The sequence below is a fragment of the Moorella humiferrea genome, assembly GCF_039233145.1.
Lineage (GTDB): Bacteria > Bacillota > DSM-521 > Neomoorellales > Neomoorellaceae > Neomoorella > Neomoorella humiferrea.
In genome coordinates, this window is record NZ_CP136419.1 from 68,611 (window position 1) to 81,878 (window position 13,268).

The window sequence follows — 13,268 nt, forward strand, 5'->3', positions numbered from 1 at the left end:
CTCCCGTTGGGTGAATTGCCCGCCGGCCGCAAAAAAGAAAAGCCTGCGAAAAGGGGGAACCCTTTTCGCAGGCTTTTTCGACGGGTTTAACCTTCTGCCAGTCTCTTGTAGTATTCCAGCCGGGCCTTGGCGTCGGCTTCGGCCTTGGCAAAGAGCTCTTCGGCCTTCTCCGGGAACTGTGTCATAAGGGAAGTGTAACGAATTTCGCCCATCAGGAAGTCCCGAATGCTGCCCTTGGGCGTCTTGTAGTCGAGGATGAAGGGGTTCTTCCCTTCTTTCAGGAGTTCCGGATTGTAACGGTACAGGGGCCAGTAACCGGCCTCCACCGCCTTCTTGGCTTCCAGCTGGCTGTGGCTCATGTCGATACCGTGGTTAATGCACGGCGCGTAGGCAATTATCAGGGAAGTGCCGTCGTATTTTTCGGCTTCCACCAGGGCCTTAATCAGCTGGGTATGGCTGGCTCCCATGGCTACGGAAGCCACGTAGACATAACCGTAGGACATGGCCATAAGGCCGAGGTCCTTCTTCTTGGTATATTTGCCGCCGGCGGCAAACCTGGCCACGGCACCGGTCTGGGTGGCCTTGGAGGACTGGCCGCCCGTGTTGGAGTAGACCTCGGTATCCAGGACCAGGATGTTGACATTGGCGCCGCTGGCGAGAACATGGTCCAAACCGCCGTAACCGATATCGTAGGCCCAGCCGTCACCGCCGATGATCCAGATGGATTTTTTCGTCAGGTAATCCTTCAGGCTGTCAACGGCCAGGAGCAGCTCTTTAACCCCACCGTCGGCCTGTTTGATCTCTTCCGGCAGGAGGGCTTTAATTTGATCGCCGGTTTCCCGGGAACGATCGGCGTCGTCTTTACCGGCCAGCCAGGCTTCGCAGGCGGCTTTGAAGGCGGAGCTTACCGGGGCTTCCAGGACCCTCGTGATGACATCGGTCAATTCTTCCCGGCGTCTTTCTACCGCCAGGCTGATGCCGTAACCGAATTCGGCATTGTCCTCAAACAGGGAGCTGGCCCAGGCCGGTCCATGGCCCTCTTTGTTCACGGTGTAGGGGCAGGTGGGCGCGCTGCCGCCCCAGATGGAGGAACAGCCGGTGGCATTGGCGATAATCATCCGGTCGCCGAATAGCTGGGTGACGAGCTTGACGTAAGGCGTTTCACCGCATCCGGCGCAGGCACCGGAGAACTCCAGTAGGGGCCTACGGAACTGGCTTCCCTTAACAGTGGCCGGGTTGAAGCCGACCTTAAGATCCGGCAGCTCCTCGGCGAATTTGAAGTTTTCGTTTTCCACGACCGCCACTTCATCGAGGGGTACCATGGTCAAGGCCTTGACTTTGGCCGGGCAGACGTCGGCACAGTTGCCGCAACCCGTGCAGTCCAGGGGTGATACCTGGATGCGGAACTTCAAGCCGGCAGCTTCCTTGCCGATGGCGTCTTTAGTGACGAAGGCCGCTGGCGCATTGGCCAGATCCTCGGGGCGGGCCAGGTAAGGCCGGATGGCCGCATGGGGGCATACCAGGGAGCACTGGTTGCACTGGATGCAGTTTTCCGGTATCCATTTGGGAACATTGACGGCAATGCCCCGTTTTTCATATTTGGTGGTACCGGTGGGGAAGACGCCATCGGGAGTAAAGGTGCTGACCGGCAATTGATCGCCCTTGAGGGCCATTATCGGCCGGACGACCTTGCGGATGAATTCAGGTTCATCAGCCGGTGTGGTGGCTGCGGCCTCGTCCAGGGCCTGGGCCCAGGAAGCCGGGTACTTGATTTCTTCCAGACCTTCCAGGGCGCGATCCACTGCCGCCAGGTTCATGTTAACGATGCGTTCGCCCTTCTTACCGTAGGTTTTAACGATGGACTCCTTGATATATTTGATGGCGTCATCGACCGGGATGACGTTGGCAATCTTGAAGAAGGCGACCTGCATGATGGTGTTGATGCGGCCGCCGAGGCCGACTTCCTGGGCTACCTTTACGGCGTCGATATTGTAGAAGCGCACTTTCTTGGTGGCAATGGCCCGCTTCAATGAAGCCGGCAGGCGGGTTTCCATTTCCGCGGCGCTCCATGGTGAATTCAGGAGGAAAATGCCACCTTCTTTGATGTTGTCCAGGAGATCGTACTTGGTTACATAAGACGGGTTATGACAGGCGATCAGATCCGCCTGATCGATTAAATAACACGATTTAATGGGCTGGGAGCCGAAGCGCAGGTGGGAAATGGTCACACCACCCGACTTTTTGGCGTCGTACTCAAAGTAGCCCTGGGCATAAAGATCGGTATGATCGCTAATAATTTTAATGGAGTTTTTGTTGGCGCCAACGGTACCGTCGGAACCCAGGCCGAAGAATTTGCAGCGGAAAGTTCCTTTGGGCGTCGTATCGATATACTCTTTAATTTCCAGGGAAGTATTGGTGACGTCGTCGGTAATGCCGACGGTGAAATGATTCTTGGGCGTATCCGCCGCCAGGTTGTCAAAGACGGCCTTCACCATGGAAGGTGAAAATTCTTTAGACCCGAGGCCGTAGCGGCCGCCGACGACGAGGATGTTCTTGCCGTTTTCGGCCAGGACCGAACGGACGTCTTCATACAGGGGTTCGCCGGCAGCGCCGGGTTCCTTCGTGCGATCCAGGACGGCTATCCTTTGGACAGTGGCCGGCAGTACTTTCAGGAAATGCTCGGCCGAGAAGGGCCTGTAAAGACGTACTTTGATAAGGCCGATTTTTTCACCCTTGTCCACCAGGTAATTAACGGTTTCTTCGATGACTTCGCAGGACGAACCCATGGAAACGATGACCCGTTCGGCGTCCGGGGCGCCGACATAGTCAAAGAGATGATAGTAGCGTCCGGTCAGGCCCCCGACCTGTTCCATGACCTGGGCGACTATGCCGGGCGTGGCCAGGTAGTAAGGGTTGGCGGCTTCCCTCTGCTGGAAGTAGATATCCGGGTTTTGGGCCGTACCCCGCTGGTGGGGATGCTCCGGATTCAAGGCGCGGGCGCGGAAGGCGCGGATGGCCTCCCAGTCCACCAGTTTGGCCATATCTTCATATTCAATGACGTCGATTTTTTGAATCTCGTGGGAGGTTCGGAACCCATCAAAGAAATGCACAAAGGGCACCCTGGCCTTCAGGGTCGCCAGATGGGCGACGAGGGCCAGATCCATGACTTCCTGCACCGAAGCAGAGGCAAGCATGGCAAACCCCGTCTGGCGGGCGGCCATAACGTCGGCGTGGTCGCCGAAGATGGACAGGGCGTGGGTGGAGAGGGCCCGGGCGGCAACGTGGAATACCGTAGGCAATAACTCACCGGCGATCTTGTACATATTGGGGATCATCAAGAGTAATCCCTGGGAGGCAGTAAAGGTGGTGGTCAGGGCGCCGCCGACCAGGGAACCGTGGACGGCACCGGCAGCACCAGCCTCCGACTGCATTTCTATTACCCTCAGGGGCTTACCGAAAATGTTTTTACGACCGTAGGCGGCCCATTCATCAGCAATTTCGGCCATGGGCGAGGAAGGCGTAATGGGGTAAATGGTCGCCACCTCGGACATGGCGTATGCCACATGGGCGGCAGCTGTGTTGCCATCAAATGGTTGCTTGGACATATTGGGCATTCTCCTTCACCAAAAATTTAACTATACCCCTGGTCCCTATATTTTATTCCTCTATTAATCTATCATTAGAGCTTTAAACGGTCAATACCAAGTATGCAATATACCAATTAAGCACTTGCTAGGTTTAAGGACCTGTACCAATGGTGTCGATGCGCCACCCAGTAGTAGGCGTCTCCTGCCGCAGGGTAAAAAACAGTATGCGCCTGCCGCTGTCGTAGGTCACTACCCTGCGTACGTTGAGGTCGACTTCTACCATAAATTTTTTTACGTCATCCCGGCCTGCTGTGGCAGGATCGTTTATGGGCTGGATGCGAATTATCCTGGCCCGGGTGATGTTGCCGATCTCATCGGCATCGTTAGTTGCGTAGGAGTAATTATACAAGCGGTTGTTGTCCATATTGCGGAACAAGTAACTTACCAGGCGGCGGCGCGTTTCTGTCGCGTGGGCAGTACGGGGATCATTGTTGTTAATGGCCTCGTAATAGGTTTCAATGACTTTTTCCGGAGACATCTGGCTGATCAGCTTTTCCTGGGGATTTTGGTGGTCGATATACTGGTCGACCCACTCCCCCCAACTTTTGCCGGTAATTTCCTCCAAACGGCGCCCCTTAAGAGAACACGCGAAGGCATCATGGCGTCCGGCATCGAGCCAGGCTCCAATTATTTTAATCCCGTCCTTAACAATGACGGCCCGGTTGGCATCCCGGCGCGGCTCCATAAAAGGGGGTAGGGGCTCTTCGATTTTATAAAGATTGACGGTGACCGTTTTACCCAGGTAGGGGGTGATGTCAAGGCCGACATCCCTGCTTAACTCATTGTTGTAGGCATAGTAAAGGGATACGGGATATTCCCCGGATTCATGGATGAATTTATCAGGGAGACGGCCGGTATAGGTTTTAATTTTGTAAAAGATGGTCCAGCCGTATTGTTTTAAAAAGGCGGCATCTTGAGGATCGATATCGCTGGAGGCTTCGGTATATTCGGCAAGGGGTGCCAGCTTGGTATAAAATTCTGCCGCTACCTGATGCCAGCCGTCTTCCAGTTCCAGATAACCGGGGGCATTATCCTGGTGCCAGAAAGGGTAACGTTTGCTGACGGCTATTTCACCGTTTTTGTTATATTTAAAGGCAAGGTAGTCTTTTTTCCCCTTCCAATCCTCAGGTGGAGGTTCTGTTTTGGGTAGTGGGCCGAGAAGGTTTAAAAAGCGTTGGGTCAACTGCCTGTCGACAAGGTTTATTATCTGACGCGGTTCCTCGCCGGGCTTTTCGGTCGCATAGACTTCTATGCCGGTAATTTCATTTTGAAATTCTTTAAACGCAGCCGCCGTTTCTTTGCGGGACTGGCAGCCGGAAAGGTTTAGTAAAATTAAGAGCAACAGGAGGACGGGCAAACTTTTTCGCATACCAATACCCCTTTGTATAGAAGTGCCTATCTTATATAGACGTCTCTCTCCAAATAAGGTTCCCCACTGGAAAATAGGATTTATACTTCCACCAAGAGCTATTGTACACCTAAAGGCGGTTGCTGCAAATAGGTTTGATGGGCTAAAACCTTGACTATGTTTTTCTGGAAATTTATAATTTAATTAGTTTATCGAGGTGGGAAAATGCGCGTACGTTATAAGTTGTGGTTGGAAGACGATGAACACGTTTTTGGCGAAGGGCTTTTTGAACTCCTCCAGGAAATCGAGCGAAGGGGTTCCATTAACCAGGCGGCCCGCAAACTAAAGATGTCCTACCGGCAGGCCTGGGGCCAGGTAAAGAAGGCGGAAGGGCGCCTGGGAGAAAAGCTGATTTATACAAGGGTGGGAGGTGAGACGGGCGGCGGCGCCGAACTGACTCCTGCTGGCAAGTGGTTTTTGCAGCGTTTCAGGCAGTTTAAATACGAGGCCGGAGAGGCCATCGAAGCGGCTTTTCAACGCTACTTTGGTTGTTAAGGTTATTTTTTATACCGTCGTTATGCTAAATAAAACATAATGAGAGAAGGAACGATGTATGTATAAAAGTAAGAGACGTACCGTTGCTTTACTTATTTTTGCTTTTCTGCTGGCGGTTATAGCGGGCGGCTGCAGCCGAAATGCTGGGCAGGGAAACAATCAGGCCGCTTCTACAGTTGGTGGAACCAGCGGAAAAGAATCGGCTCAAAAAAAAGAAATAATTCTGGCCACCACAACCAGCACAATGGATACCGGGCTGCTCGACGTCCTCATTCCTATGTTTGAGAAAAAAACCGGCTATATCGTTAAGCCCAATGCCGTAGGTACGGGACAGGCGCTGGCCATGGGTGAACAGGGCAATGCCGATGTCCTCCTCGTCCACGCTCCGGAGGCGGAAATGGAGCTAGTGGCAAAGGGGACGGTGATCAACCGTCGTCTGGTGATGCACAACGATTTCATTATCGTCGGGCCGCCGGAAGATCCGGCCGGGATTAGGGGGATTAAAAAGGCGGATGGGGCTTTTAAGCAGATTGCCGCCGGTAAGGCTCTATTTATTTCCCGGGGTGACGATTCTGGCACCCACAAAATGGAGAAAAAAATCTGGCAGAAGGCAGGCATAAAACCTGAAGGTAAATGGTACCAGGAAGCCGGTTCCGGCATGGGGCAGACTTTAAATATCGCTTCCGAAAAGGGTGGCTATACCCTCACAGATCGTGGCACTTATCTCGCCCTGCAAAAAAACCTTAAATTGGAGGTTATGGTGGAAGGGGACAGGGCTTTACTAAATATCTATCATGTTATGCAGGTCAACCCAGATAAATTTCCGGGTATAACCCTTAACAGCGACGGGGCCCAGGCCTTCGTAGACTTTATGACCGATCCGGAGACTCAAAAAGTAATCGGCGACTTTGGCAGAGATAAATTCGGCCAGCCCCTTTTCTTCCCCGACGCAGGGAAAGACGAAGCTTCCTTGGGGCAATAAGGGGGTAGAATGGTGGAGGCAGTCTGGCGGGGCTTGGTACAGGCCTTCCGCCTTCTTTTTACCCTTGATCCCGAAGTCCTGGAAATAGTGTATTTAACCCTTAAGGTATGCGGATTGGCTACGGTTATCAGCGTGATTATAGGCGTACCTTTAGGTATTTTTTTGGCTTTAAAGGAGTTTCCCGGGAGGCGGCTGGTGGTCAGCCTGGTCAATACCGGCATGGGCCTGCCGCCGGTAGTCGTCGGGCTGTGGGTTAGTTTTCTCCTCTGGCGCAGCGGCCCCCTGGGGCGGCTGGGCCTCATCTATACCCCGACGGCCATGGTAATTGCCCAGGCCTTCATTGCCACACCCATGGTTACCGGCCTGTCCATGGCGGCCGTTCAGCAGCTGCCCGCCAAGCTCCAGGCCCAGATTATGGCGATGGGGGCCTCACCCTGGCAGCTTTACTGGACAATCATCAGAGAGGCCCGCCTGGGCCTTCTGGCGGCCGTCATCGCCGGGTTCGGTGCCGTCGTCTCCGAGGTGGGGGCGGCTTCCATGGTCGGCGGTAACATTATGCACCACACGAGGGTCCTGACCACGGCTACGGTGATGGAGGTATCCAGGGGCCATTTCGATCTCGCCATGGCCCTGGGCTTTATCCTTCTTGGTCTGGCCTTTAGCATAACGGCCTTCCTTACCTTTCTTCAACAGAAGGCCCGCGGTGTACCCGGTAACGGGAGGGTTAAATAACATTTTTGGAGGGGTTCCATGGGTATCGAAATTAGACTGGAAGGGATACGCGTGCAGAAAGGCGGGCGCGAGGTCCTGGCGGTGGATGAACTGGTCGTTAGGGGCAGTGAGGTATGGGCATTGATCGGACCCAATGGAGCCGGCAAAAGCACCCTCCTCGAGGTTATGGCCCTGCTAGAAGAACCGGACAGGGGAAGGGTTTTTTATGATGGCCATAAAATTGATTATCGCCGTGCCCTCTTCTGGCGGCGTAGAATGGCGGTAGTCTTTCAAGAAGCTTTATTGCTGGATACAACTGTATTTAATAACGTGGCTTTAGGCCTGCGGTTCCGGGGATATCCCCGGTCGGTTATCAAGGATAAGGTCGAACACTGGTTGGAGGTTTTCCGCATCGGCAATCTCGCCGACCGACCGGCGCGTTGCCTTTCCGGAGGCGAAGCCCAGCGGGTCAGCCTGGCCCGTGCCTTTGTTCTGGAACCCCAGGTCCTTTTTTTGGATGAACCCTTTGCCGCCCTGGATCTTCCCACCAGGAGTTCCCTTATAGAAGAACTCCATTATATATTGAGGCAGACGGGCATTACGGCCGTTTTCGTTACCCATGATTTTACCGAGCTGCCCTTTTTGGCCGATCATGTGGCGGCCCTTCAGGGGGGGCGCATCATCCAGCGCGGTACTCCCGGCCATATCCTCCGCCGTCCGGCAAGCATTGAACTGGCCGGCCTCGTCGGTATAAGCAACATCCTTCCGGGTGAGGCCTGGTTGCAGGGGGGTACCGTCAGGGTGCGCCTGCAGGGAGGGGTAACCCTGTTGGCCGGTACGCGCTTAAACGGGCGAGTGGTGGCCTGCCTGAGGCCGGAAGAAATAACCCTTCAAGCCCCCGATACTTCGGCGCCGGCGGCCAACGTCCTGCGGGGCTGTATAAGGCGTATAGTTCCCCGGGGTAGCCTCTGTCGCATTGAGCTGGACTGCGGCATCCCCCTGGTGGCTGAGACGGGAATCCATCAGCTGCGGCAGGAAGGCCTCACCCCGGGCAAAGAGGTTTTAGCCGCCTTTCCTCCTGATGCGGTGCATTTAATCCCGGCATAATTTTTTAATACCCTCTCCTTGTCGGTGTTAAATGATTTAAGTTATAATAAGCGCTAAAGGTGGTGAAAGCGGTGCCGAAAATCCTGATCGTTGATGATGAACCGGCCATAGTGGAACTGGTAGCCTACAATTTGCAGCAGGCAGGTTTTACTACCGTTACGGCCGGCGACGGAGCGGAGGCCCTGGCCAAGGCAGAGACGGAAAAGCCCGACCTCATTATATTAGATGTTATGTTGCCGAAGGTCGACGGGTTTGAAGTATGCCGCAGCCTGAGGGCCCGCGGCAATACCCCTATTCTCATGCTTACGGCACGCCGGGAAGAGATCGATCGGGTTCTGGGGCTGGAGCTGGGGGCGGACGATTATCTTACCAAACCCTTTAGCCCCCGGGAGCTGGTGGCCCGGGTCCGCGCCATTTTGCGCCGGGCGGAAAGCAACATGCAGCAAAAGGAAGAAATAATCGCCGTGGACGACGTGGTAATTAATCCCGCCGGCCATGTAGTCACTGTTAAAGGGAAACCTGTAGACTTAACATTAAAGGAGTATCAGCTCCTGTATTTGCTGGCGGCCAATAGGGGCCGGGTATTCACCCGGGAGGCACTGCTGGAACGCCTGTGGGAGGGGGACTATTACGGCGATATGCGAACAATCGATGTGCATATTCGCCATCTGCGGGAAAAAATAGAAGAAAACCCCAGCAACCCGCGGTATATCCTTACGGTTCGTGGGGTGGGGTACAAGTTTCGCGACTGACGGTTAATCGTGGCGGGGCGATTCCTTGACCTTCATCAAGGCCTCGGTAAGGGCGCGGTAGATATCAGCCCGGTGCTGGGCTTCAAGCATGGCCAGTTTGGAATAAATTTCTCCCTTTTCCCTGACCACATAGCGGGGCGGTAAATGATTCAAAGCCAGGGCTACGATATCATACCGGCAGGTATCGCAGCGGCAGGCTTCGGGATCCTGGGCGAGGACCTGATCCAACAGTTCCCAGACGCAGTCTTCCATATAGTTTTTTAAAAATATTTCCTTGGTCATTTTTTGCACCTCCAGGGCCTAAATATTCGCCCCGGTCGGCCGTTCTTCCTGCTTTTGTCCCGGAGGAAAATTAGTAATAAAAGGAGATGCCTTTTTTTGGATGCCCTTAAGGTGCGGGCTTATGGTAAAATAAATTTGACTCTTAAGGTTCTAGACCGCCGTCCCGACGGTTATCACAATTTAAGCACCATTTTTCAAAGCATCGCCCTCCAGGATACACTGGAGTTAAACCGAGAGGCGGAAGGCATCGCTATTGAAGTCAAAGGAGCTTCCCTGCCTACGGGGAAAGATAATTTGATTTACCGGGCGGCCGCCTTGCTTAAACGGCGATACGGTTTTTCAGGAATACGTATCATCCTTACAAAGAAAATTCCCATTGCGGCCGGCCTGGGAGGGGGCAGCAGTGACGCTGCAGCCACGCTGGTGGGAATAAACTACCTTTTCAACCTGGGATTAACGCCGGGACAGCTGGTGCGGCTGGGAGCAGAGGTGGGAGCGGACGTCCCCTTTTGTGTGCTGGGCGGCACTGCCCTGGGTCGGGGCAGGGGTGATGAGTTAAGCCTGTTGCCGTCGCCGCCCCGGTTGTGGTTGGTACTGGTGAAGCCTTCCTTCGGGGTAAGCACCGCCGCGGTATACCGGCACTGGGATACCGATCCCCCCGGGGAGAATCCGGAACCTCCCAATGAAGGGAGGATCCTGGAGGCCATAAAGGCGGGCGACCGGAAGCTGCTCATCGATTCCCTGGGTAACGACCTCGAAACAATAACCTGCCGTCTGTATCCGGAGGTAAAGGATATAAAATTAAAGCTTATGGAGGCCGGGGCGGAACGGGCCGTCATGTGCGGCAGCGGTCCCACGGTTTTCGGTGTGGCCCCCGATAAGGAGACGGCCCAACAGATCGCTGCCCGGCTGCGAAGGATTTACCCTCAAACAATAGTCACCTGCACCCTGTAAGTAGGATATAACCCCGGGGACGAGGGGGTGTAAGCTTGATAAACGGCATTAACAAGGGTGGTAGAATGAAAAATATTCTTAACGGCAAGCTGGAAAATTACAAACCCTTACGGGAAATAGTATTTGAAACCCTGCGGGAGGCCATTATCAACGGTCAGTTGAAGGCCGGGGAGAGACTGATGGAAGTTCAGCTGGCGGAAGAACTGGGCGTCAGCCGGACACCCGTCAGAGAGGCCATCCGCAAGCTGGAGCTGGAGGGTTTCGTTGTCATGCTCCCGCGCAAGGGAGCATATGTGGCGGATCTTTCCACCAAAGATATCGCCGATGTTTTTGAAATTCGGTCGGCGCTGGAATCCCTGGCCGCCGCCCTGGCCTGCGAACGCATAACCGATGAAGAACTGGACGAGCTGGAACGCCTGTTGATAAAGGTGGCCGATTGCGTAGCCAAGGACGATTTGGAAACCTTAATTGAAGTAGATACCCAATTTCACGACGTCTTGTACCGGGCCAGCCGCAATGACCGCCTGGTACAGATAATTAATAATTTGCGGGAACAAATCCAGCGTTTCCGCACCACTTCCCTGGGTACTCCCGGCCGTATGCGGGAAACCCTGGAAGAGCATAAGCAGCTGGTGGAAGCCATTACGGCCCGCAATGTAGAATTGGCCCGCCGTCTGGCCCTGGAACACATTGAAAATGCCGAAAACCGGATGATGGAAGCCATTAGGGAAGAAATGCGGTCCAGCAGCAACCCACGAAAATAGGGGAGGATAATTTTGCAGGTAGATGCCATCGTCCTCGCGGGGGACCGGGAAGGCCGGGCCCTGTTACCTGTTGGTTCCCGACCCATGATTCTCTGGGTGCTAGAAGCCCTTCAATATTCGGGTTGTATCCGTCGGTTAGTTGTATCGGGTCCCCAGGAGCTTACCGCAGTCCTTCCCGCGGGGGTGACCCTCGTACCTGCCGGGAAGACGGCCGTGGAGAGCGCCCTGAACGGAGCCGCCCTTTTTCCTGATGCCGAGTGGCTGCTTCTGGTAACCGCCGACATTCCTCTTTTAAAACCGGAGGCCGTGCAGGATTTTTTGGAGCGCTGCCGCCGACGGAGGGCCGATTTTTATTATCCCATAGTCAGCCGCGAGCGCAATGAAGCAAGCTATCCCGGCGTTAAACGCACTTACGTCCGTCTACGAGATGGGATTTTTACCGGGGGAAACATGGTATTAATCCGGGCGGCGATTTTACCTGATTGCGCCAGGAAGAGCCAGGAACTGGTGAGGTTGCGTAAAAGCCCCCTTGCCTTAAGCCGCCTGGCGGGTTTGGGGTTTATCATAAAATTTTTAACCCGTCGCCTAACCATAGCTGAGGCTGAAAAGGAGTTTTCCCGCCTGCTGGGTGCCAGGGGAGCGGCTATAATTTCCCCCCATCCGGAAATCGGCATCGACGTCGATAAAGAAAGCGATCTGCAGCTTGCCAGAAGGGTCTTAGGCAGTGGGCCGGCGACGTGCTCCACTAAAAAGTAAGAACATGAAGGGGGAGGAGAGCCTATGGCCGCAGTTGTTGCCGTTATCCTGGCCGCCGGCCAGGGAAAACGTATGCGTTCGCGCCTGCCCAAGGTCCTCCACAGGATAGCCGGACGCAGCCTGGTCGAGCATGTCATGGCCGCTGCCGGAGAAGCGGGCGTTGAGGAGAACGTCATTGTCATTGGCCATGGCGCCGAAGAAATAAAGGCCGCCCTTGGTGCCGGGCAGAAATACGCCTTCCAGGAACGACAGCTGGGTACGGGTCATGCCCTGGCTCAAGCCCAGGGCGCCGTCGGAAATGCCAATGACATACTGGTCCTCTGCGGTGATACCCCCCTAATCAGGGGGACGACCTTGAAAAAGCTCCTACACCATCATTTTGTCACCGGAGCGACTGCAACCCTTTTAACGGCGCGGTTGGCAAATCCCCAAGGGTACGGACGCATTGTTCGCGATGAGGAAGGAAGGGTAAAGGCCATTGTCGAAGAAAGGGACGCCGCTCCGGAGGAAAAAGCGATTAAGGAAATAAATACGGGCATCTACTGTTTTAAGGCGGATTTTATCTGGCCTGCCCTGCAGCAATTAAAACCGGATAATGATCAAGGCGAATACTACCTTACTGATGTCGTAGCCCTGGCTCAAGCCCGGGGACTGTCAATAGAGGCGGTCACCGTTGAAGATGAAGAAGAAGTGCTGGGGGTAAACGATCGCGTCCAGCTGGCAGAAGCCGCGGCCATTTTGCGGCGACGGATAAATCAAGCCCATATGCAGGCCGGGGTAACTATTGTCGATCCGGCAACGACATATATCGACGTCACGGTAACAATTGAAAAGGATACAATTATTTATCCAGGAACCTTCCTGGAGGGGAATACTATTATCGGCGCCGGTTGTTTTCTGGGCCCCGGGACGACTATTAGGGACAGCCGGGTGGGCGAGGGCAGCACCATTAGCCATGCCGTAGTTCTGGAAAGCGTTATAGGCCCCGGCTGTCAGGTAGGTCCCTTTGCCTACCTGCGGCCGGGAACCGTTTTAGAAGCCGGCGTCAAGGTAGGTGATTTTGTCGAGATTAAAGCTTCACGGGTGGGCCGGGGCTCCAAGGTGCCGCACCTGACCTATTTGGGCGATGCCACCGTGGGGAAGGAAGTAAACATCGGCGCCGGGACCATCACCTGCAATTATGACGGCAGCAAGAAATGGCCTACAGTAATTGAGGACGGAGTCTTTATCGGCAGCAACACCAACCTGGTCGCTCCGGTGAAGGTGGGTGCGGGGGCCGTTGTAGGTGCCGGTTCTACCATTACCGAAGATGTACCGCCCGGGGCATTGGCCCTGGCCCGGGAAAGACAAGTTAATTTGCCTTACAGGGGTAAAAAGATAGAGAAAAAATGAAGGAAAAACGCCAATAAA

12 protein-coding genes are annotated in these 13,268 nt (G+C 54.6%); 9 read left to right on the top strand and 3 right to left on the bottom strand.

The window, feature by feature from the left end; genetic code table 11:
* Window positions 1–86: 86 nt before the first annotated feature.
* Together nifJ and MHFGQ_RS00410 are read right to left on the bottom strand one after the other, a co-directional pair.
* Complete coding sequence (gene nifJ / locus MHFGQ_RS00405; protein ID WP_106005005.1) at window positions 87–3,605, bottom strand: pyruvate:ferredoxin (flavodoxin) oxidoreductase; 3,519 nt, start codon at window positions 3,603–3,605, stop codon at window positions 87–89.
* Between the two features lie 133 nt (window positions 3,606–3,738).
* Complete coding sequence (locus MHFGQ_RS00410; RefSeq protein WP_106005006.1) at window positions 3,739–5,016, bottom strand: DUF4829 domain-containing protein; 1,278 nt, start codon at window positions 5,014–5,016, stop codon at window positions 3,739–3,741.
* Between the two features lie 204 nt (window positions 5,017–5,220).
* On the opposite strand from MHFGQ_RS00410, the gene MHFGQ_RS00415 reads away from it, so the two are divergent.
* The 5 genes from MHFGQ_RS00415 (at window position 5,221) to MHFGQ_RS00435 (ending at window position 9,102) form a co-directional block, all read left to right on the top strand.
* Complete coding sequence (locus MHFGQ_RS00415) at window positions 5,221–5,550, top strand: winged helix-turn-helix domain-containing protein (protein ID WP_106005007.1); 330 nt, start codon at window positions 5,221–5,223, stop codon at window positions 5,548–5,550.
* 58 nt (window positions 5,551–5,608) lie between these two features.
* On the top strand, window positions 5,609–6,532 hold the full coding sequence (locus tag MHFGQ_RS00420) for a substrate-binding domain-containing protein (RefSeq protein WP_106005008.1): 924 nt from the start codon (window positions 5,609–5,611) through the stop codon (window positions 6,530–6,532).
* Between the two features lie 12 nt (window positions 6,533–6,544).
* The gene (locus tag MHFGQ_RS00425) at window positions 6,545–7,264 is read left to right on the top strand and encodes an ABC transporter permease (protein WP_106005093.1); all 720 of its coding nucleotides are present in this window, start codon (window positions 6,545–6,547) and stop codon (window positions 7,262–7,264) included.
* Window positions 7,265–7,282: 18 nt separating this feature from the next.
* Window positions 7,283–8,350: an ABC transporter ATP-binding protein gene (locus MHFGQ_RS00430; protein WP_106005009.1), complete on the top strand. Its 1,068-nt coding sequence runs from the start codon at window positions 7,283–7,285 to the stop codon at window positions 8,348–8,350.
* A gap of 62 nt (window positions 8,351–8,412) precedes the next feature.
* A complete protein-coding gene (locus tag MHFGQ_RS00435) occupies window positions 8,413–9,102 on the top strand; it encodes a response regulator (protein ID WP_422392993.1) in 690 nt (229 codons plus the stop codon).
* A gap of 3 nt (window positions 9,103–9,105) precedes the next feature.
* Here MHFGQ_RS00435 and MHFGQ_RS00440 read toward each other — a convergent pair whose 3' ends face one another.
* Complete coding sequence (locus MHFGQ_RS00440; protein WP_106005011.1) at window positions 9,106–9,384, bottom strand: late competence development ComFB family protein; 279 nt, start codon at window positions 9,382–9,384, stop codon at window positions 9,106–9,108.
* Window positions 9,385–9,480: 96 nt separating this feature from the next.
* On the opposite strand from MHFGQ_RS00440, the gene ispE reads away from it, so the two are divergent.
* The 4 genes from ispE (at window position 9,481) to glmU (ending at window position 13,250) form a co-directional block, all read left to right on the top strand.
* Window positions 9,481–10,338, top strand: coding sequence for a 4-(cytidine 5'-diphospho)-2-C-methyl-D-erythritol kinase (ispE, locus tag MHFGQ_RS00445; protein ID WP_106005012.1), 858 nt, complete (start codon window positions 9,481–9,483; stop codon window positions 10,336–10,338).
* A 65-nt stretch (window positions 10,339–10,403) separates the two neighbouring features.
* The gene (locus MHFGQ_RS00450) at window positions 10,404–11,102 is read left to right on the top strand and encodes an FCD domain-containing protein (RefSeq protein ID WP_106005094.1); all 699 of its coding nucleotides are present in this window, start codon (window positions 10,404–10,406) and stop codon (window positions 11,100–11,102) included.
* Window positions 11,103–11,114: 12 nt separating this feature from the next.
* Window positions 11,115–11,858: a nucleotidyltransferase family protein gene (locus MHFGQ_RS00455; RefSeq protein WP_106005013.1), complete on the top strand. Its 744-nt coding sequence runs from the start codon at window positions 11,115–11,117 to the stop codon at window positions 11,856–11,858.
* A gap of 24 nt (window positions 11,859–11,882) precedes the next feature.
* On the top strand, window positions 11,883–13,250 hold the full coding sequence (gene glmU / locus MHFGQ_RS00460; RefSeq protein ID WP_106005014.1) for a bifunctional UDP-N-acetylglucosamine diphosphorylase/glucosamine-1-phosphate N-acetyltransferase GlmU: 1,368 nt from the start codon (window positions 11,883–11,885) through the stop codon (window positions 13,248–13,250).
* Window positions 13,251–13,268 lie beyond the last annotated feature (18 nt).

Bases quoted from the DNA above. Each gene is read 5' to 3' on its own strand.
- nifJ (WP_106005005.1), bottom strand. From the start codon at position 3,605: ATGTCCAAGCAACCATTTGATGGCAACACAGCTGCCGCCCATGTGGCA.
- glmU (WP_106005014.1), top strand. From the start codon at position 11,883: ATGGCCGCAGTTGTTGCCGTTATCCTGGCCGCCGGCCAGGGAAAACGT.
- MHFGQ_RS00420 (WP_106005008.1), top strand. From the start codon at position 5,609: ATGTATAAAAGTAAGAGACGTACCGTTGCTTTACTTATTTTTGCTTTT.
- MHFGQ_RS00430 (WP_106005009.1), top strand. From the start codon at position 7,283: ATGGGTATCGAAATTAGACTGGAAGGGATACGCGTGCAGAAAGGCGGG.
- MHFGQ_RS00450 (WP_106005094.1), top strand. From the start codon at position 10,404: ATGAAAAATATTCTTAACGGCAAGCTGGAAAATTACAAACCCTTACGG.
- MHFGQ_RS00415 (WP_106005007.1), top strand. From the start codon at position 5,221: ATGCGCGTACGTTATAAGTTGTGGTTGGAAGACGATGAACACGTTTTT.
- MHFGQ_RS00410 (WP_106005006.1), bottom strand. From the start codon at position 5,016: ATGCGAAAAAGTTTGCCCGTCCTCCTGTTGCTCTTAATTTTACTAAAC.
- MHFGQ_RS00440 (WP_106005011.1), bottom strand. From the start codon at position 9,384: ATGACCAAGGAAATATTTTTAAAAAACTATATGGAAGACTGCGTCTGG.